This is a genomic window from Bradyrhizobium sp. 1200_D9_N1_1, assembly GCF_052075915.1.
In the GTDB taxonomy this organism is placed as follows: domain Bacteria; phylum Pseudomonadota; class Alphaproteobacteria; order Rhizobiales; family Xanthobacteraceae; genus Bradyrhizobium; species Bradyrhizobium diazoefficiens.
Genome location: NZ_CP197226.1, coordinates 6882507 through 6901001, shown reverse-complemented (window position 1 = coordinate 6901001; position 18495 = coordinate 6882507). Strand labels below are relative to the sequence as shown.

Below are 18495 nucleotides of genomic sequence, written 5' to 3'. Positions count from 1 at the left end.
GCCCAGACCGCTGAAGCGGCGGGCGATAAAACAGGGGGAAACGATGATTGCACGATCCATGCGTGGGTTGGCGGTTCTGTCCGCCATGCTGTTCGTCACGGCGGCCGGGGCGCAGGAGGTGAAGCATTATCGCTTCGCCTACGACCAGCCGCGCAACACCGGCTATTCGATCGCGGGCGACCTCTTTGCCGACAAGCTCAAGGAATTGAGCAAGGGCACCATGATCATCGACCAGTATCCCGGCGCGCAGCTCGGGCAGGAGCCGCAGGTGCTCCAGCTCGTCAAAGCCGGCGACGTCGAGTTCGCCATCATCTCCTCGGCCAACACCGCGACGATCTCGCCGCAGGCCGGCGTGATGTCGCTGCACTTCCTGTTTCGCGACGAGAACCACGTCGTCAAGGGCCTGGCCGATCCCCGCGTGTTCGAAGCGCTCAAGACCATGATCGACGAGACCACGCAGGGCCTGCACGTGATCGCGACCGGCTCGCAGGGCGTGCGCCATATGTACAGCAGGCGGGAAATCCACAATGTCGGCGACGTCAAGGGCCTGAAGGTCCGCGTCCAGGCGACCGCGACCGAAGACCTGATGTTCCCGGCCTATGGCGCCCAGACCGTGCACATGCCGTTCGGCAGCGTCTACACGAGCTTGCAAACCGGCGTGGTCGACGTCGCCGAGAACAGCATCAACGTCTACCTCGTCAATAAGCACTACGAGGTCGCGCCGGTCCTCAACATCACCGAGCACGAAGCCAACAACGCGCTGGTGTTCATCTCCGACAAGCTCTGGCAGAGTCTGTCGGCGGAGCAGAAGGGGTGGGTGCAGGCGGCGGCCAACGAGATCAGCACCAAGGAGCCGCAGAAGGCGTTCGATCTCGAGCGCACGGCGGCCGACAAGCTGAAGAAGATGGGCGTCAAGATCGTCGACAATGTCGACAAGAAGAGTTTTACGGCAATCGCCGATCCCTATCTCGACAAGCTCGCCAAGGAGCTCGGCCCGCATGCCGAGAAGATCAAGAATTTGATCCGGTCGGTTAACTAACGTGATGCCGGAAGACGGTGCGCTCCCTCTCCCGCTCGCGGGAGAGGGTAGGGGAGAGGGTGTCTCCGCGGAGAGACTCCCAATGAGGAGGCAGCCCTCACCCGGCGCTCCGCGCCGACCTCTCCCGCAGGCGGGAGAGGTTCACCCAACCTGCAGTCGCCGATTCAACTGAAGCATTCTGCACTAGGCCCGGGACGACGGGGACGTAAATGGCCATCGCCGACAAACTGCTCGTTCAGCGGCAACGCCACCTGAAATGGCGCGGGCTCGACTGGCTCGAGCTTGCGCTGATGATCCTGTGCGGCGTGCTCTGCTTCGGCTTCTCGCTGTCGGTGACCGCCGACATCGTCACCCGCACCATCGGCCATCCCTGGCTGTGGCTTCAGGAGGTCACCTCGACGCTGTTCATCTACGCGATCTTCGTCGGCACGGCGGCCGCGACGCGGCGCAACGATCACCTCTATCTCACTGCGATATCCGAGGCGATGCACGGGACGCCACGGCTGATCGTCGAAGTCATCATCCGCCTGGTCGTACTCGGCGTCGCCTTCTGCCTGATCTGGTACGGCTACCAGAACTATCTCCGCGGCTTCGGTAGTTTTCGCCTGCCGTCGGGCACGCCGATCGCTTCGCTCTACGCGATCATCCCGCTCTCGGGCGTGCTGATCGGCCTGTTCACCATCGAGCAGCTCGTCAACGGCCTGCGCAACGGCTTTGACCATCCCGAGCCGCCGGACGAGGATGCCGCGCCCGGCCTCACAGAGGCGCAGATGAGGGCGCAGCCATGAGCGCACCTGTCGTCCTGGCGTTGATGTCGATCTGCTTCCTGTCCTTCGGTTATCTCGGCGTGCCCGTGCCGTTCTCGCTGATGGCCGGCGTCTTCATCGGCGCGATCCTGTCCGATGTGTCGCTCGCCGCCATCATCCAGAAGATCTTCGACGGCGTCGATTCCGAGGCGCTGCTGGCGATCCCGTTCTTCCTGCTGGTCGGCGAGCTCATGAGCTCGGCCAATGTGGTCGTGCGGATCGCCAACCTGTCGGTGTCGCTGGTCGGGCATATCAGGGGCGGACTGTCCCAGGTGGTCGTCGTCTTCAGCATGTTCTTCTCGGAAATGTCGGGCTCGACCACCGCCGACGTTGCGGTGATGAGCCGCGCGCTGGGTGGCCCGATGAAGCGCGAGGGTTATGAGCCCGCCTTCATCGCCGCGATCATCGCATCCGCCTCGACGATCGCAGCGCTGGTGCCGCCGAGCATCACGGCGGTGGTCTATGGCGCGGTCGGCAACGTCTCGATCGCCGGCCTGTTCATGGCGGGCGTGGTGCCGGGCCTGATGATCGGCATCGGCCTGATGATCTACTGCTACTTCTTCGGCCCCTCCGGCCTGCGCAAGCCGCGCGCGCCGCTGCGGCAGGTGGTGTTCGCGGCCGGCGATGCGGCCCTGCCGCTGATGATCCCGGTGATCCTGCTAGGGGGCATCTTGACCGGCTGGTTCACGCCCACCGAAGCCGGCGTCGTCGCGGTGGCCTGGATCGTCCTCGTGGTCATCCCCGCGCTCAACCGCGGCCACTTCACGAAGATCCCCTATGATTTCTGCCTCGCCGGGCTGATCTTCTCACTGCCGCTGATCACCATCGGCGCCGCCAACGCCTTCGGCTGGATGCTCGCTTACTTGCGCGGCGCCAGTTACATCGCCGAATTGATCACCTCGATCGCGGGTCACGATCCGCACCTGATCATGCTGCTGATGGTGCTGCTGTTCACCGTGGTCGGCGACTTCATCGAGCCGGTGCCGACCATCATCATCTTCATGCCGCTGGTCAACACGCTGACGGAGGCGGGCGACATCAATGCCGTGCATATGGGGGTGGTGCTGATCGCCACGCTCGCCTTCGGCCTGATCACGCCGCCTTATGGTTTGGTGCTGCTGATGGCGTCGAAATTCGTCGGCATCAGCTTTGCCAAGGCCCTGCGCGCCGCATTGCCGATCTATGTGGTATTCCTGGCGACGATCGCGTTCGCGATCTATTTCCCGAGCGTCGTGCTGTGGCTGCCGCGCCACGTGCTGCCGGAGTCGGTCGGCTGCTTCAAGTCGCCGGCGGGGACGGGCTATATCTGTCCGCAGTAGCGCTACTTGCCCTTGCTCGTGAATTTCTTCACGGCGAGCCGAAACTCCTCCGTGTTCATCGCCATGATGATCTTGTGCTCCTCGGCGTCGAGCTGCTGTTTCACCGGCGTGGTGGCCGCCTGGTAGACCAGCGACTTGGTGCCGGCGATCGCGGCAGGCGGGTTCTGCGCCAGACGCTCGGCGAGCTGCCGCGTCGCCGCCTTCAGCTCGGTCGCGGGAACGATCTTCGCGACCAGGCCCCATTCATGGGCCTGCTGCGCGGTAAAATTGTCCTCCGACAGGAAGATCTGGAGCGCGCGGCGGGAGCCGACCGTGCCGACGATGCCCACTGTAGAGCCGCCGTCCGGCGACACCCCGATCTTGGCATAGGCCGGCGTGAATTTGGCGTCCTCCGCGGCGATGCAGAGATCGGTGACGAAGGCGAGGCCCATGCCGGCGCCGGCGGCCGAGCCGTGGACGCTGGACAGCGACAGCTTCGGCATGCGCCGGATCGTCTCGATGAAGGCGTGATAGTGCTTGAGCAGCTCGCCGACGACAGGCGTCACCGTGCCCGCTTCGGCCGCAGCTCCAATCGTCTGCAGATCGCCGCCGGCCGAGAAGGCGCGGCCTTCGCCCTCGATCACCAGAACCCGGATGGCGTCGTCGCCCTCGATATAGGAGGCGAGCTGCTCGAGCTTTTGCGCAATGGCCAGGTTGATCGAATTGAACGCGGCGGGGCGGTTGAGCGTGATGGTCGCGATCGGGCCGTCGATCCGCAGCAAGGCGGGATCGTCGGGTTGGGAGATGGGAGCTGGCATCTTGGAAATCCCCGGCATGAGGTCGTTCGTGCAACTAAATCGCAGAAGGCGAGGGGAGACAATCCCCGCGCGCCGCTCTTGCGCAAGGCGGAACGATAGGCTCAAATGGGGCCGCCTTCGTTGAGGGACGGACACGAGCGCCGGCTCCTCCTAGGCTAGCCAAGCCAATATCAGCATGAGAGGAGACGACATGGGTCACGCTCGTGTCTCCGGAAGTGGGCTGTTCCAATGACTGGCGGTCCGGTGATCATTGTCGGTGCCGGCCATGGCGGCTACCAGGTCGCGGCATCCCTGCGGCAGGCGGGTTTTTCCGACCGCGTCTGCCTGATCAACGACGAGGCGCATCTGCCCTATCAGCGGCCGCCTCTGTCCAAGGCGTACATCAAGGGTTCGGCCGGGCCGGAGAGCCTGATGTTCCGGCCGGAGAAATTCTATGCGGATCAGAAGATCGAGCTGATCGCGGGCCGCGCGGTCTCGATCGACCGCGCCGGGCGCAGGCTGCATCTCGCATCGGGCGAGATGCTTGATTACGGCCACCTCGTGCTGGCGACAGGCGCGCGCAACCGGCTGCTCGATCTGCCCAATGCCAACCTGCCCGACGTCAAATATCTGCGCATTCTCGACGACAGCGAGGCGCTGCGAAAGATCATGCCGTCGAGGACGCGGGTGGTGGTGATCGGCGCCGGCTTCATCGGCCTCGAATTCGCAGCGACGGCCCGGATCAAGGGGCTGGAGGTCGACGTGCTCGAGCTCGCCCCGCGCGTGATGGCGCGCGCGGTGACATCAGAGGTCTCGGCGTATTTTCAGGCGCGGCATCGTGAGGCCGGCATCCGCATTCATCTCGGCGTGCAGGCTACCAGTATCGAGGCCGAGGACGGCAGGGTCACCGGCGTCTCCTTGAGCGACGGAAGGCATCTGCCCGCCGACCTCGTCGTGGTCGGCGTCGGCGTGCTGCCGAACATCGAGCTCGCGGCCGAGGCGGGGCTGCCGGTCGCTGCCGGCATCATCGTCGACGAATATCTCTCGACGGCCGATCCTGATATCTCGGCGATCGGCGACTGCGCGCTGTTCGCCAGCCCGCGCTTCGGCGGCTCGCTGCGGCTGGAATCGGTGCAGAACGCCACCGATCACGCCCGCTGCCTCGCGGCCCGGCTGACCGGCGACCGCAAGCCTTACGACAGCCATCCCTGGTTCTGGAGCGACCAGGGTGACGACAAGCTCCAGATCGCGGGCCTCACCACCGGCTACGATCGCGTCGTTCTGCGCGGCGATCCCGCCAAAAAGGCGTTCTCGGCGTTCTGCTACAGGGGCGACAAGTTGGTCGGCATCGAGTCCATCAACCGCGCCGGCGATCACATGTTCGGCCGCAGATTGCAGGGCATGGACCGCTCGATCACGCCGGAGCAGGCCGCGGACGAGAGCTTTGACCTGAAGAGCGCGCTGGCGTGAACTCTACTCCCTCTCCCCGCAGGCGGGGAGAGGCGGAGGAAGCGCCACGCTCTACAGAACGGCCGCCACTTCCGCGGCCGTCGGCATCGACGGCCCCGCGCCCATGCGCTGCACGCTGATCGAGGCGGCGGCGTTGGCGAAGGCGAGCGCCGTGCGCAGGGGGACTTCGTCGGCGAGTTGCGCCGCGAGCGCGCCGACGAAGCAATCGCCGGCGCCGGTGGTGTCGACCGCCTTCACCACGCGGCCGGGCACCGCAAACTCCTGGTCGCCGGCGAGGGCGAGCACGCCGCGCTTGCCGAGCGTGACGCAGATGGTCTGGTCCTCGCGCGCCTGAAGCTGCCGCGCGACCTGGATGATCCGCGCGGCCTCGTCGTTGTCGGACAGCTCGGTGCCGGCGAGGAAGCCGAGCTCGGTCTCGTTCAGCACGAGGATGTCGACCAGCTCAAGCAGCTCGTGGCCAAATTTTTGTGCCGGCGCCGGGTTCAGCAGCGTGGTGGCCTCCGCCGCCCGCGCCCGCAGGAAGAAGGCGGCAATCGTGGGGAGCGGAATCTCGAACTGGCTGATGGCGACATCGCCTTTGACGAGCGGGACGACACTGACGTCGTCGGCGCCGACCAGCGCATTGCTGCCGGGAATGACCACGATGGTGTTGTCGGCCGCCGCAACCGTGATGATGGCGGTGCCGGTGTGCGCCTCCGCCGTCTCCTGAACGTAGCCGAGATCGATGCCCTGACCGGCGAGGAACGCCCTCAGCTCGGTGCCGAATGAGTCCTTGCCCAGGCGGCCGATCAGCGTGGTCCGGGCGCCGAGCCGCGAGGCCGCGACGGCCTGGTTGGCGCCCTTGCCGCCGGGGAAATACAGCACCTGCTTGCCGGCGACGGTCTCGCCGACTTTTGGATGGCGGTCGGCCGTCGCCACCACATCCATGTTGATGCTGCCGGCGACGTAGACGCGCCCCATTTGAACCTCTGCGAAGACTAGGCCTTGACCTCGAACTCGTGCCTGACCTTGGCGATGTCGACAAGGGTCGGCAAGCCGGCCTCATTGCCGAGCCGCTGGATCTTGAACGTCGAAGCGGCGCGGGCAAAATCAAAGTGCTCGCGCCAGCTTTTGCCGGGATGGGCGAGGTAGGAATAGACATAGGCGCCGTGGAAGACGTCGCCGGCGCCGTTGGTGTCGATCACGCGCTCACGCGGGATCGGCATCGCCGGCATGATCTCGACCGCGCCTGTCTCGTTGTACCAGAGCAGGCCCTTCTCACCCATGGTGACGCCGCCGATCTTGCAGCCGCGGCTCTTCAGGTAATCGAGCATCTTCTCCGGCGTCAGGTCCATCTGCTCGCAAAGGCGCTCGGCGACGATCGCGACGTCGATGAATTCCAGGAGCTCGTGCGTGTTGGTGCGCAGGCCGCCGCCGTCGAGCGAGGTCAGGATGCCGGCCTCGCGGCAGACTTTTGCATAGTGGATCGCCGCATCGGGCTGGTGGCCGTCGATGTGCAGCGCGCGGCAGCCGCCGAGATTGAGGATCGGGAACGGATGGATGTGCTCGTCGTCGCGGCAGCGGACGATGGCGCGCTTGCCGTCCTTGGGCATGATGAAGGACAGCGAGGACTGGTTCACCTTTCGCGCATGCAGCGAGATCGCGTATTTCGCGCACATGTCCTGGAACATGCGCCCCAGCCAGTCATTGGCCGCCGTGGCGATCAGGTCGGGCACGATGCCGAGCTTGGCGCAGCAGAACGCCGCCGTCACCGCATTGCCGCCGAAAGAGACCGCGTAGTCGGTCGCCACGTGCTTCTCGTCGCCGGTCGGCATGTGGTCGGTGAGGAAGACGACGTCGATATAGGTCTGTCCGATAAAGAGAGCCTGCATTGGTTGTCCGTGATGCGCTGGGTGGTCCCGGCCGGCTGCTTACCTTAGCACCGCTTCGGCGGGAGCCAAAAATATTCGCAGAGCCAAAATATTTGCAGAGTCATGGCGATAGGCGCTTGAGGTCGGTATGGGGCCGGAATACGACCGTGGCAGGGCCAGCGTTGCCCGGGCAGAGCCGACGCCCCCAGGACGTTCGGTTCCGGCTCCGTCGGGAGGGAGGGAACATGATCACCGGCCTCGATCACGTCGTCGCTTTGGTCAGGGATATCGGTGCAGCCAAGGCGGCCTATCAGACGCTGCTCGGCCGCGCGCCGGCCTGGCAGAACTCGGGTGAGGGGGCCGACCGGGTGCTGTTCACTCTCGAGAACATGACGATCGAATTGATGGCGCCGAGCGGTTTCAGCGTGACCGCCGACCGGATGCGCGCGTTGCTCGACGACCAAGAGGGCGTGCTCGCCAGCCTGTGCTTTCGTGTCGCAGACATGAGCAGGATGCACCGGCGGCTGGAGCGGGTGGCCCTGAAGCCGGATCCGGTTGCCGAGGTCGAAAGCAGCGATTCTGAATCCGATGCCGTCCTGCATTGGAAACGCACGCGCGCCGCCACCGAACTCACGCGCGGCGTGCGGATGTTCTTCCTCGAGCTTGCCGAGGAGCGCCCCAGATCGGTCGCGACCGACATCGCGCCGATCGACGCGCTCGACCACGTCGTGATCACCACCGAGGATTCCGAGCGCGCCGCCGCGCTCTATGGCGCGCGGCTCGGGCTTGATCTCGCGCTCGACCGTTCGCACCAGGATTGGGGCCAGCTGATGTTCTTCCGTTGCGGCGACCTCATCGTCGAGGTGGTGCGCCGTCCTGTGGCGGGCGGTGACCTCGCGCATGACCGTCTCTGGGGCCTGAGCTGGCGGGTCGCCGACATCGACGCCACGCGCGCCCGCCTGATCGCGAGCGGCCTCGACGTCACCGAGGTGCGCAACGGCCGCAAGCCGGGCACGCGGATCATGACGGTGCGGAACGGCACCTGCGGCATCCAGACGGTGCTCCTGGAGCGGTCGCCGAAGCCGGCGGATTGAGATGGAGTCATTCCGGGGCGTCGCGCAGCGACGAGCCCGGAATCCATTCATCCATTGACCCTGCTGCACGATGGATTCCGGGCTCGCGCCCAAGCGGGCGCGCCCCGGAATGACGAAATATTCTCAAACGCGCGCCCGCGTGTTACACGCGTACTTTGAGAACCCCCAGCGAGCACCCGGTTTGGCAAAGGCAAAGAGAACTCTGAAATGGCAGCGCGATCCCGAGGGGATGCGGCTGCGCATTCTCGAGGCCGCCAAGCAGGAGTTTTCCGCCCATGGGCTTGCCGGGGCGCGCGTCGACCGCATCGCGGCCAAGGCCGGCGCCAACAAGCGCATGCTGTACTATCACGTCGGCAACAAGGACGAGCTCTATCTCGCGGTGCTCGAAGGCGCCTATGACAAGATCCGCAGCGAGGAGCGCGGGCTCGATCTCGAACATCTCGATCCGCCCGAGGCCATCCGCCGCCTGATCGAATTCACCTGGGGCTATTTCCTGCGCAACCCCGAGTTCCTCTCGCTGCTCCAGACCGAGAACCTCGCACGCGCCAAGCACCTGAAGCGCTCGACCAAGGTCAAGTCGATGCACTCGCCCTTCGTTGAGATGATCGGCACCGTGGTGCGGCGTGGCGTCGAGAGCGGCGACTTCCAGGTCGCGGTCGATCCGGTGCAGCTCTACATCTCGATCGCGGCGCTGAGCTTCTTCTATCTCTCGAACTCGGCGACGCTGAGCGTGATCTTCGGCCGCGATCTGCTGGCCAAGGACGCCAAGGATGAGCGCCTCGCGCACATGGCCGGCCTCGTGCTGGCCGCGCTGACGGGGCGGTCCACGGAGTTGCTGGAGATCGTCAAGGCGCCGAAGAAGCGTGCCGCGGTGGTGCAGACGGTTTAAGGCAAACTCTTTCCCCATCGTCGTCCTGGCCAAAGCCAGGACCCATACCGCGTGATCCATCGGTTGCGCGTGGTGCCAATCCCGAACGGCCGGCCTTCGCCAAACTTTGTCCTGTGGTTATGGGTCCCGGCCTTCGCCGGGACGACACTGAATTTGCGGAACCCCCGGCGCAAAACGCCACAGGGAAAGGTCTGGACAGTATTTATCCAACGAGTTAATTTCTCCCAAGAACGAACGAGAACGAAGAAGAATGCCGGGAGTGAGACGTGGCTGAATTGAAGCCGCAGAGTGCGGTGTCCAAGATGCTGAATGCGGCCTGGGTTCGGCCGTTCTTGTTCCTGGTCTTCATCGTGATCGCCTGGGATCTGGCGATCCGGCTGTTCAGGATTCCCGCCTACCAGATCCCGTCGCCGGGCGATGTCATCGCGGTGCTGCGCACCGAATGGCCGGAACTGCTGCGCCAGTCCTGGCCGACCACCTATGCGACGGTCTGCGGCTTCCTGCTGTCGGCGCTGTTCGGCATTCCCGTCGCCATGCTGATCGCGGGCTCGAAGACGGTAGAGAGCTACGTCTATCCGCTGCTGGTGTTCTCGCAGTCCGTGCCGAAGATCGCGATCGCGCCGCTGTTCGTGGTCTGGTTCGGCTTCGGCATCATTCCGAAGGTGATTTCGGCCTTTCTCCTCGGCTTCTTCCCGGTGGTGGTCTCGGCGGTGCAGGGCTTCAAATCGGTCGATCCTGACATGGTTGATCTTGCGCGCGCGATGCAGGGCAGCCGCTTCCAGGTGTTCCGTGCGGTGAACCTGCCGCATGCGCTGCCGGCGATCTTCTCAGGCCTCAAGGTCTCGGTGACGCTTGCTGTCGTCGGCGCCGTCGTCGGCGAGTTCGTCGGCTCCAATTCCGGCATCGGCTACGTCATGCAGCGCTCGATCGGCACGTTCGACCTGCCGACGATGTTCGCAGCGCTGGTGATCCTCGCGCTGCTCGGAGTCGTGCTGTTCTGGATCGTGGACCGGATCGAGAAGCTGGTCATTCCCTGGCATGTCAGCCAGCGCGAGGACGTGATTTTCGCCTCTTAACTTAAGCAACGGCCACCAACGGCCGAAACATAACGACAAGGGAGAGTGACGATGAAGCGGTGGATTGGGGCTGCATCGGTGGCGCTGATGGCGTTCGCGGCGATGCCGGCGCAGGCGGCCGACAAGGTCGTGGTGATGCTGAACTGGTACGTCTATGGCGAGCACGCGCCGTTCTATTACGGCAAGGCCAAGGGCATTTATGCAGCCGAGGGCATCGATCTCGAGATCCAGGAAGGCCGCGGCTCGGCTGCGACCACGCAGGCCGTCGCCGCCAAGACCGCCGATTTCGGCTATGTCGACGTGCCCACCATGATGCGCGCCGCCATCAAGGGCGCGCCCGTGGTCGCGACCGGCGTCCTGCTCCAGACCTCACCGATGTCCGCCATGGGCTTCGTCGACAAGAACATCAGGAAGCCCGAGGACATCAAGGGCAAGACGGTGGCGATCACGCCGGCGGACTCCATGACCCAGATCTGGCCGCTGTTCCTGAAGAAGACCGGCCTGAAGGAGAGCGACTTCCAGACGGTTGCGGGCGACGGCCAGACCAAGCTCAACGCAGTCATCAACGGCCAGGCCGATCTGCTGCTCGGCTACGTCATGGACCAGTCGATGAAGATCAAGGATGCCACCGGCAAGGACGTCTATCCGATCAAGTTCGCCGACTACGGCATCAACATGGTTTCCTCCGGCATCATCGCCAACTCCGACTATGTGAAGGCCAACGCCGATCTCGTCCGCCGCTTCATGTCGGCGACGACCAAGGCGGTCGAGGCCGCCGAGAAGGAGCCGAAGGCCGCGGCGCAGTCGATCCTCGATGCCAACCCGAAGGGCGGCAAGATCGACACGCTGACGCAGGGCTTCGAGCTGACCATTCCGCTCTACCGGACCGCGGCGACCAAGAGCAAGCGGCCGTTCCAGGTCACCGAGCAGAACATGACCGAGACCGTCAACCTGCTGGTCGAATATGGCGGGCTCGACGCCAAGGCCAAGGACAACCCGAAGGCCTTCTACACCAACGACTATCTGCCGAAGAGCGGCTCGTGAGCGACACACACCGTCATTCCGGGATGGTCCGAAGGACCAGACCCGGAATCTCGAGATTCCGGGTTCGCCCTTTGGGCGCCCCGGAATGACGGGCATATCGTCGAGTGGACCTGGTTAGATGAACCCAGCAACAAGACCGAACGACGCTAGCCAGCCGGCCGCGCATCTGAGACTGGTGAGCGACCGGGCCGCCGGCGAGGCGTCGGGCATCAAGCTATCAGGCGTGTCGAAGACCTACCGGACGCGCGACGGCGACGTGCCGTCGCTGCGGCCGCTCGACTTCCACATCAACGAGGGCGAGTTCTTCGTCGTGGTCGGCCCGTCCGGCTGCGGCAAGTCCACGCTGCTCAAGCTGATCTCGGGGCTGTTGCCGCCGACGTCAGGCGAGATCCTGGTCGAGGGCGAGAAGGTGACGAAGCCGCACGGCAATGTCGGCATCGTGTTCCAGAACGCGCTGCTGCTGCCCTGGCGCAACATCCTGTCCAACGTGATGCTGCCGATCGACATGAAACGGTTGCCGCGGCAAAAATATCTCGACCGCGCCAAGGCGCTGTTGAAGCTGGTCGGGCTCGAAGGTTTCGAGAAGAAGCTGCCGTGGCAGCTCTCCGGCGGCATGCAGCAGCGGGCCTCGATCTGCCGCGCGCTGGTGCACGATCCCAAGATCATGCTGATGGACGAGCCGTTCGGCGCGCTCGATGCGCTGACGCGCGAGCGCATGAATGTTGAGCTGATGCGAATCCAGCGCGAGACGAAGAAGACGGTGCTGCTGATCACGCATTCGATTCCCGAGGCGGTGTTCCTCGCGGACCGCGTGCTGGTCATGACCGAGCGTCCCGGCGCGGTCGCCGCGATCTACGACGTGCCGCTGCCGCGCCCGCGCTCGCTCGACGTGATGGCCGACCCGGTCTTCACCGAGCTCGTGCAGCGCATCCGCAAGCATTTCTTCTCGCAAGGGGCATTGGATTAAAGCCATGGCGCCGCGCCTGAAGCTTCGAGATATCACCTTCTTCGAACGTCCCGTGCAGTTCGCGCGGCCGTTCCGCTTTGGCGCCATCACCATCAACGCGACGACGCAGCTGTTCGTGCGGGTCGAGATCGAGGTCGAGGGCAGGGGAAGCGCCGTCGGCGCCAGCGCCGAGCTGCTGGTGCCGAAATGGTTCGACAAGCGGCCGGAGTTTTCTCCGGCGCAGACGGTCGACGGTCTGCGACGATCCCTGGAAATTGCGCGCGGGCTTTATCTGGCGCGGACCGGGTTCCTGACGGCGTTCGATCTGCATGCCGCGTGCATTGGTGCCCAGATCGCGACCTGCGCGAAGAAGAACATTCCGGCGCTTGCGGCGGCTTATGGCCTGGCGGAGATCGACAAGGCGATCCTCGATGCGCTGCTGCGCGGCGTTGAGACCGGCTTTTTCGACGGAATGGCCGGCAACGTTGCCGGCATCGATGCGCGACTATCGCCCGACCTGAAGGACGCGGAGATCGCGGCGTTTCTGTCCAGTCGGAAGCCGTTGCCGCGCGTTGCTATCAGGCATACCGTCGGCCTCGACGATACCGTGGAGGGCAAGGGCGGCGTCGCCGACGCTCATGAGAACGCCGGCGCGAGTTACTTCAAGCTGAAGCTGTCGGGCGATCCCGCAGCCGATGCAGCGCGATTGGCGCGGATCGGCAAGGAGCTCGATACACTTGGGCGCAGCTACAAGGTGACGCTCGATGCGAACGAGCAATACGCCGATCTCGCGGCGTTGCAGGCCCTGATGGATCGGCTCGATCATGATTCCGACTTGCGGCCGATCGCTTCTCGCTTGCTCTATGTCGAACAGCCGATGCCGCGTGACATTACACGGCAGTCGCCGCTCGGTTCGCTCGCCGCGCGCGGCTTCATCATCGATGAAGCCGATGATTCCTACGATGCCTTCCCTGCCGCTCGGGCTCTCGGCTATCACGGCATCTCCTCGAAATCCTGCAAGGGGCTCTACAAGTCCATCGTCAGCGCCACGCGCGCGGCAAAATGGAGCGGGGGCGGCGAAAAGTTCTTCGTCACCGGCGAGGACCTCACCTGCCAGGCTGGCCTTGCCGTGCAGCAGGACCTCGCACTCGGTGCCTTCCTCGGCGTCACCCACGCCGAACGGAACGGCCACCACTACGTCGACGGCTTCGGCGACACGCCGGCCGCCGAAGCTGCGGCCTTCGCGGCTGCGCATCCCGATCTCTACGCCGATGCCGGGCAGGGCATCCGTCTCTCCATTCACGACGGCGATCTCCTGACGGGATCGCTTCATGCGGCGGGCTTTGCGACGTCGGTCCATCCGGACTGGTCCGCGCTCCGCCCGCTCGAACAGCCAACATCACTTCAGGAGCAATTGGCATGACCACCCAACGCCTCGGCCTCATCATGAACGGTGTCACCGGCCGCATGGGGCTCAACCAGCATCTGATCCGCTCGATCGTCGCGATCCGCGACCAGGGCGGCGTCCGCTTGAAGAACGGCGACCGCATCATGCCCGATCCGATCCTGGTCGGCCGCAGCGCCGAGAAGGTCGAGGCGCTTGCAAAGCGCTTCAACATCGCGCGCTGGACCACCGACCTCGATGCGGCGCTGGCCGACAAGAACGACACCATGTTCTTCGACGCCGCGACCACGCAGGCGCGGCCGGGCCTGCTGACCCAGGCCATCAATGCCGGCAAGCACGTCTATTGCGAGAAGCCGATCGCGACGAACTTTGAAGAGGCCCTCGAGGTCGTCAAGCTCGCCAATTCCAAGGGCGTCAAGCACGGCACCGTGCAGGACAAGCTGTTCCTGCCCGGCCTGAAGAAGATCGCCTTCCTGCGCGACTCCGGCTTCTTCGGCCGCATCCTCTCGGTGCGCGGCGAGTTCGGCTATTGGGTGTTCGAGGGCGGCTGGCAGGAGGCGCAGCGGCCGTCCTGGAACTACCGCGACGAGGACGGCGGCGGCATCATCCTCGACATGGTCTGCCACTGGCGCTACGTGCTCGACAACCTCTTTGGCAACGTCCAGAGCGTGGTCTGCATCGGCAACACCGACATCCCCGAGCGTTTTGACGAGCAGGGCAAGAAGTACAAGGCGACCGCGGACGATTCCGCCTACGCGACCTTCCAGCTCGAGGGCGGCGTCATCGCCCATATCAACATGTCCTGGGTGACGCGCGTCTATCGCGACGACCTCGTCACCTTCCAGGTCGACGGCACGCACGGCTCGGCGGTCGCCGGCCTTTCCGATTGCATGATCCAGGCGCGGCAGGCGACGCCCCGGCCGGTGTGGAATCCGGACGAGAAGCGGCTGCATGATTTCTACGGCGACTGGCAGAAGCTGCCGGACAACGTCTCCTACGACAACGGTTTCAAGGAACAGTGGGAGATGTTCATCCGTCACGTCTACGAGGACGCGCCCTACAAGTTCACGCTGCTCGAAGGCGCCAAGGGCGTGCAGCTCGCCGAATGCGCGCTGAAGAGCTGGAAGGAGCGGCGCTGGATCGACGTCGCCCCGATCAAGGCCTGAGGAGGGAAGCATGAACAAGCCCGTCCTGCCCAAGCCTGCTCCTTCAATGTCGTCCTTGTCGCTCAAGCTGCCGAAAGCCGACCGCTCGATCGAGACCTACCGGCTCGCGGCCTCGCGAACGTTCCCGGCGAGGCTCGAAGGCCCGCTGAACCGCATCGCGTTCTCCGCCGTGCACACGGTCGCCGATCCCTTCGCCGACAACGATCCCTGGCTTTCGGTTGCCGTCGACTGGGACAAGACCATCGCCTTCCGCGAGCATGTCTGGGACCTCGGTCTCGGCGTCGCCGAAGCCATGGACACCGCGCAGCGCGGCATGGGGCTGGACTGGCCGACCTCGCTGGAGCTGATCACGCGCTCGGTCGCCGCCGCCAAGCGCCGCAACGCGCTGGTGTTCTCCGGCGCCGGCACGGACCATCTCGCGGTGGAGGATGCCAGGACCGTCGACGATGTGATCCGGGCCTATGAGGAGCAGATCTCGGCGGTCGAGAAGGTCGGCGGCCGCATCATCCTGATGGCGTCGCGCGCGCTGGCAAAGCTCGGCCGCAATGCCGACGATTATGCGAAGGTCTATGACCGCGTGCTGTCGCAGGTCCGCGAGCCCGTGATCATCCACTGGCTCGGCGACATGTTCGATCCTGCACTGACGGGATATTGGGGTACCAAGGACCTCGACAAGGCCATGGATGTTGCGGTGGCCGTCATCAACGCCAACGCCGCCAAGGTCGACGGCGTCAAGGTCTCGCTGCTCGACAAGCAGCGCGAGATCGACATGCGTCGTCGCCTCGACAAGCGCATCAGGATGTACACCGGCGACGACTTCAACTATGCGGAGCTGATCGCCGGCGATAGCCAAGGTTTTTCGCACGCGCTGCTCGGCATCTTCGACGCTATCGCACCGGCGGCGTCCTATGCGCTGTCGCGGCTGGCTGCCGGCGACGAGGCCGGCTTCCACGACGTGCTGGGACCGACCGTGCCGCTGTCGCGCCACATCTTCAAGGCGCCGACGCGCTTCTACAAGACCGGCGTGGTGTTCATGGCGTATCTGAACGGCCATCAGGATCATTTCACCATGGTGGGCGGGCAGGAGAGCGCGCGCTCGATGCTGCATCTGGCCGAGCTGTTCCGGCTGGCCGATCAGGCCGGCCTGCTCGCCAATCCTGAGCTGGCGACGCGGCGGATGACGACGGTGCTGGCCTCGCACGGGATCGAATCCTGATGCGCGATTTCTCTTCCGACCACCGCTGGCTGTCGCTGAATACGGCGACGGTCCGCAAGCAGGGTGACCTCGTCGCGATCATCGATGCCTGTGCGAAGCACGGCATCCGCGCCATCGACCCCTGGCGCGACCAGGTCGCATCCGTCGGTCTCGACCGTGCCGCGCGCGCGGTGCGCGATGCCGGCCTCGAGCTGTCAGGCTATTGCCGTGGCGGCATGTTCACCTCCGATGCCTCGCGCCGGGGCGAAGTGCGCGACGACAACCGGCGCTGCGTGGATGAAGCCAAGGCGCTGGGCGCGCCGTGCATCGTCCTCGTCGTCGGCGGCCTGCCGCAATATTCACGGCCGGGGAGCGAGCCGTCGAAGGACATCGCGGCCGCGCGCGGGCAGGTCGAGGAGGCGCTTGCCGACATGCTCGACTATGCCAGGCAGGCAGGCCTGCCGCTGGCCATCGAGCCGCTGCACCCCGCCTACGCCGCCGACCGCGCCTGCGTGAACACCACAAAACAGGCGCTCGATATCTGCGACCGGCTCGACCCCGGCCGCACCGGCATGCTCGGCGTCGCACTTGATGTCTATCACATCTGGTGGGACCCGGAGCTGATGAGCCAGATCGCGCGCGCGGGCAGGGATCGGCTGCTTGCCTTCCATGTGTGTGACTGGCTGGTGCCGACCAGGGACATCCTCAACGACCGCGGCATGATGGGCGACGGCGTCATCGACATCAAATCGGTGCGCAAAGCGGTCGAGGCGCAGGGTTTTGCCGGCTATTCCGAGATCGAGATCTTCTCCAACGACTGGTGGGCCAAGCCGATGGACGAGGTGCTGCGCACCTGCATTACGCGGCACAGGACGGTGGTGTAGGCGCCCCGCGCGCCGCCCTTGCGCTCGTTCAAGTCTGCGTCGGCGGGATTGTCATGCGATGGACCTCCATCTTTTGACCGATGCCCTTCAGGTTCTCGTAGTTGCGCGACACCGAGCGTGAATTGACGATGTCACCGACGCCCGGCGCCTCCATCGCGGTCGCACTGATGCAAACTTCGTCGACATCGGCGAGACCTTGCACGCGTGCGGCGATATTCACGTCCTGTCCGAAATAGTCGATCCGGTCGTTGAGATTCACCGCAATCGCCCGCCCCCTGTGGACACCGACCTTGAGGCCCAGCGGCCGCGAAGCGGTTTGGTTGAATCGCGACAGCTCTTCGATCATCTCGATGGCGGCGCAAACGGCATCCTGCGGACGCTCGAACCCGGCCATGACCGCGTCGCCGATCGTCTTGATAATGGTGCCGGATCGTTCCCGGATGATCCTGTTCAAGATCTCGAAGTGTTGGCGAACCAGAAAATACGCGTTCACGTCACCGACGCTTTCGTACAGCGGGGTCGACTTCTTCAGATCGGTGAACAGGAAGGTCATGTCTGAGACCTTGATGCTCTCGCCCTCATCCACCAGCTGCGCCTTGTAGAGTTCGCGGAAGCTCGGGGTGAGCAGCAACCGCTTGCCGGAAAGAAACGGTTCATACTCGACCAGATGGGGCGCGAAACCTGGGGGATACTGGACGAACCAGAAGCGACCGCGATCGTCGGTGCGGTTCTCGATCCGGATGGTGTGCTTGCCTGGGCTGAGATCGGCCGTCTGCCGGAACGAAAACTGCCCGTCGCCGAGGACCATGTCTTTCGGTGCCGTCGGCCGGTCCGGTACATGGAAGCGGCCCGACTCAAGTTGGACCAGCGTCTCTTGCGGCTCTGCCGGCTCCCCGTCCGCGAAGAAGACCAGAAGGAGTTTGTGGCTCAAATCCAGCACCTCGAAGCGGCCAGCCGTGACCTCGAAGTCGAAGCTGCGGTGCTCATGCGCCTCGATATCGGCGAATCCCCGTGAGAGCGCGGCAACGAGCTGCTGATGCGTCATTCCGTGCGGAGCGATGAAGCCCTTGGAGAAGTTGTAGCGCAGGTAAAAATCCTCGACAGACAGCCTTTCGGGATGGCGGAATATGATGTCGCGGACGCCGCTCGAGACCGTAAATGCGACCTGAATGTAGTCGTCCAGCGCCACATCATTGATCGCGTTGCAGAACGCGCACTGAAAGCGTGGATGGACCTGGTCGAGCTCGCGGAAGCTGCCAGCGACCTGCGGGCAATAGGCGCAGATCAGCAGCCAGTCCATATCGAACAGGCCCACCTTGGCAGCGTGCACGAACAGCTCGATCGCGTCGGCCTCGGACATGCGGACGGCGCCGCCGTATTGGATGGGGTTGACGCGAAGAAGATCATAGTCGTCGGCGGTCCGGATGAAGTGCTCGAGCTCCGGCAGAACATTCGGTGCCCAGCTTCTTGCCGCTCCGAGCGCGGCGAGACGCTGGCTCAGGAGACTCTCGTTGACTGGAGACGGGACACTCATCT

17 protein-coding genes are annotated in these 18495 nt (G+C 64.7%); 13 read left to right on the top strand and 4 right to left on the bottom strand.

From position 1 onward, the window contains the following. Positions 1-43: 43 nt before the first annotated feature. The 3 genes from AB5K84_RS33000 (at position 44) to AB5K84_RS32990 (ending at position 3164) form a co-directional block, all read left to right on the top strand. Complete coding sequence (locus tag AB5K84_RS33000; protein ID WP_011085611.1) at positions 44-1039, top strand: TRAP transporter substrate-binding protein; 996 nt, start codon at positions 44-46, stop codon at positions 1037-1039. A 209-nt stretch (positions 1040-1248) separates the two neighbouring features. Next, on the top strand, positions 1249-1827 hold the full coding sequence (locus AB5K84_RS32995; protein WP_011085612.1) for a TRAP transporter small permease: 579 nt from the start codon (positions 1249-1251) through the stop codon (positions 1825-1827). Beyond that, on the top strand, positions 1824-3164 hold the full coding sequence (locus AB5K84_RS32990) for a TRAP transporter large permease (protein WP_011085613.1): 1341 nt from the start codon (positions 1824-1826) through the stop codon (positions 3162-3164). Before AB5K84_RS32995 ends, AB5K84_RS32990 begins: the two co-directional genes overlap by 4 nt. A gap of 2 nt (positions 3165-3166) precedes the next feature. On the opposite strand, the gene AB5K84_RS32985 is transcribed toward AB5K84_RS32990, so the two are convergent. After that, entirely contained in the window at positions 3167-3961 is a 795-nt protein-coding gene (locus AB5K84_RS32985; protein WP_028174808.1) for an enoyl-CoA hydratase/isomerase family protein, read from the bottom strand. A 228-nt stretch (positions 3962-4189) separates the two neighbouring features. On the opposite strand from AB5K84_RS32985, the gene AB5K84_RS32980 reads away from it, so the two are divergent. Then, positions 4190-5410: an NAD(P)/FAD-dependent oxidoreductase gene (locus AB5K84_RS32980; RefSeq protein WP_011085615.1), complete on the top strand. Its 1221-nt coding sequence runs from the start codon at positions 4190-4192 to the stop codon at positions 5408-5410. A gap of 51 nt (positions 5411-5461) precedes the next feature. Here the strand turns inward: AB5K84_RS32980 and AB5K84_RS32975 are convergent, their stop codons facing one another. After that, positions 5462-6370, bottom strand: coding sequence for a ribokinase (locus AB5K84_RS32975; protein WP_011085616.1), 909 nt, complete (start codon positions 6368-6370; stop codon positions 5462-5464). 17 nt (positions 6371-6387) lie between these two features. Beyond that, positions 6388-7281: a sugar kinase gene (locus AB5K84_RS32970; protein ID WP_011085617.1), complete on the bottom strand. Its 894-nt coding sequence runs from the start codon at positions 7279-7281 to the stop codon at positions 6388-6390. 224 nt (positions 7282-7505) lie between these two features. Here AB5K84_RS32970 and AB5K84_RS32965 point away from each other — a divergent pair, with 224 nt between their 5' ends. From AB5K84_RS32965 to AB5K84_RS32925, 9 genes are all read left to right on the top strand, one after another. Further along, positions 7506-8354 carry a VOC family protein gene (locus AB5K84_RS32965; RefSeq protein ID WP_028174812.1) on the top strand — a complete coding sequence of 283 codons (849 nt, stop codon included), beginning with the start codon at positions 7506-7508 and terminating at the stop codon, positions 8352-8354. Positions 8355-8535: 181 nt separating this feature from the next. Next, positions 8536-9243 carry a TetR/AcrR family transcriptional regulator gene (locus AB5K84_RS32960; protein ID WP_171463747.1) on the top strand — a complete coding sequence of 236 codons (708 nt, stop codon included), beginning with the start codon at positions 8536-8538 and terminating at the stop codon, positions 9241-9243. A gap of 266 nt (positions 9244-9509) precedes the next feature. After that, positions 9510-10319: an ABC transporter permease gene (locus tag AB5K84_RS32955; RefSeq protein WP_011085620.1), complete on the top strand. Its 810-nt coding sequence runs from the start codon at positions 9510-9512 to the stop codon at positions 10317-10319. 51 nt (positions 10320-10370) lie between these two features. Then, positions 10371-11363 (top strand): ABC transporter substrate-binding protein, encoded by a 993-nt coding sequence (locus AB5K84_RS32950; protein ID WP_038965807.1) that lies wholly within the window; start codon positions 10371-10373, stop codon positions 11361-11363. 118 nt (positions 11364-11481) lie between these two features. Further along, positions 11482-12330 carry an ABC transporter ATP-binding protein gene (locus tag AB5K84_RS32945; protein WP_011085622.1) on the top strand — a complete coding sequence of 283 codons (849 nt, stop codon included), beginning with the start codon at positions 11482-11484 and terminating at the stop codon, positions 12328-12330. 4 nt (positions 12331-12334) lie between these two features. After that, positions 12335-13732, top strand: coding sequence for a hypothetical protein (locus AB5K84_RS32940; protein ID WP_011085623.1), 1398 nt, complete (start codon positions 12335-12337; stop codon positions 13730-13732). Further along, positions 13729-14880 (top strand): Gfo/Idh/MocA family protein, encoded by a 1152-nt coding sequence (locus AB5K84_RS32935; protein WP_011085624.1) that lies wholly within the window; start codon positions 13729-13731, stop codon positions 14878-14880. Before AB5K84_RS32940 ends, AB5K84_RS32935 begins: the two co-directional genes overlap by 4 nt. Before the next feature lie 10 nt (positions 14881-14890). Further along, positions 14891-16096: a dihydrodipicolinate synthase family protein gene (locus tag AB5K84_RS32930; RefSeq protein ID WP_038965806.1), complete on the top strand. Its 1206-nt coding sequence runs from the start codon at positions 14891-14893 to the stop codon at positions 16094-16096. After that, positions 16096-16959 (top strand): sugar phosphate isomerase/epimerase family protein, encoded by an 864-nt coding sequence (locus AB5K84_RS32925; protein WP_011085626.1) that lies wholly within the window; start codon positions 16096-16098, stop codon positions 16957-16959. Before AB5K84_RS32930 ends, AB5K84_RS32925 begins: the two co-directional genes overlap by 1 nt. 28 nt (positions 16960-16987) lie before the next feature. On the opposite strand, the gene AB5K84_RS32920 is transcribed toward AB5K84_RS32925, so the two are convergent. Continuing rightward, positions 16988-18493 (bottom strand): adenylate/guanylate cyclase domain-containing protein, encoded by a 1506-nt coding sequence (locus AB5K84_RS32920; protein ID WP_011085627.1) that lies wholly within the window; start codon positions 18491-18493, stop codon positions 16988-16990. Between the last annotated feature and the right edge of the window lie 2 nt (positions 18494-18495).

Bases quoted from the DNA above. Each gene is read 5' to 3' on its own strand.
- AB5K84_RS32985 (WP_028174808.1), bottom strand. From the start codon at position 3,961: ATGCCAGCTCCCATCTCCCAACCCGACGATCCCGCCTTGCTGCGGATC.
- AB5K84_RS32950 (WP_038965807.1), top strand. From the start codon at position 10,371: ATGAAGCGGTGGATTGGGGCTGCATCGGTGGCGCTGATGGCGTTCGCG.
- AB5K84_RS32940 (WP_011085623.1), top strand. From the start codon at position 12,335: ATGGCGCCGCGCCTGAAGCTTCGAGATATCACCTTCTTCGAACGTCCC.
- AB5K84_RS32990 (WP_011085613.1), top strand. From the start codon at position 1,824: ATGAGCGCACCTGTCGTCCTGGCGTTGATGTCGATCTGCTTCCTGTCC.
- AB5K84_RS32930 (WP_038965806.1), top strand. From the start codon at position 14,891: ATGAACAAGCCCGTCCTGCCCAAGCCTGCTCCTTCAATGTCGTCCTTG.
- AB5K84_RS32965 (WP_028174812.1), top strand. From the start codon at position 7,506: ATGATCACCGGCCTCGATCACGTCGTCGCTTTGGTCAGGGATATCGGT.
- AB5K84_RS33000 (WP_011085611.1), top strand. From the start codon at position 44: ATGATTGCACGATCCATGCGTGGGTTGGCGGTTCTGTCCGCCATGCTG.
- AB5K84_RS32980 (WP_011085615.1), top strand. From the start codon at position 4,190: ATGACTGGCGGTCCGGTGATCATTGTCGGTGCCGGCCATGGCGGCTAC.
- AB5K84_RS32935 (WP_011085624.1), top strand. From the start codon at position 13,729: ATGACCACCCAACGCCTCGGCCTCATCATGAACGGTGTCACCGGCCGC.
- AB5K84_RS32925 (WP_011085626.1), top strand. From the start codon at position 16,096: ATGCGCGATTTCTCTTCCGACCACCGCTGGCTGTCGCTGAATACGGCG.
- AB5K84_RS32945 (WP_011085622.1), top strand. From the start codon at position 11,482: ATGAACCCAGCAACAAGACCGAACGACGCTAGCCAGCCGGCCGCGCAT.
- AB5K84_RS32970 (WP_011085617.1), bottom strand. From the start codon at position 7,281: ATGCAGGCTCTCTTTATCGGACAGACCTATATCGACGTCGTCTTCCTC.
- AB5K84_RS32995 (WP_011085612.1), top strand. From the start codon at position 1,249: ATGGCCATCGCCGACAAACTGCTCGTTCAGCGGCAACGCCACCTGAAA.
- AB5K84_RS32975 (WP_011085616.1), bottom strand. From the start codon at position 6,370: ATGGGGCGCGTCTACGTCGCCGGCAGCATCAACATGGATGTGGTGGCG.
- AB5K84_RS32920 (WP_011085627.1), bottom strand. From the start codon at position 18,493: ATGAGTGTCCCGTCTCCAGTCAACGAGAGTCTCCTGAGCCAGCGTCTC.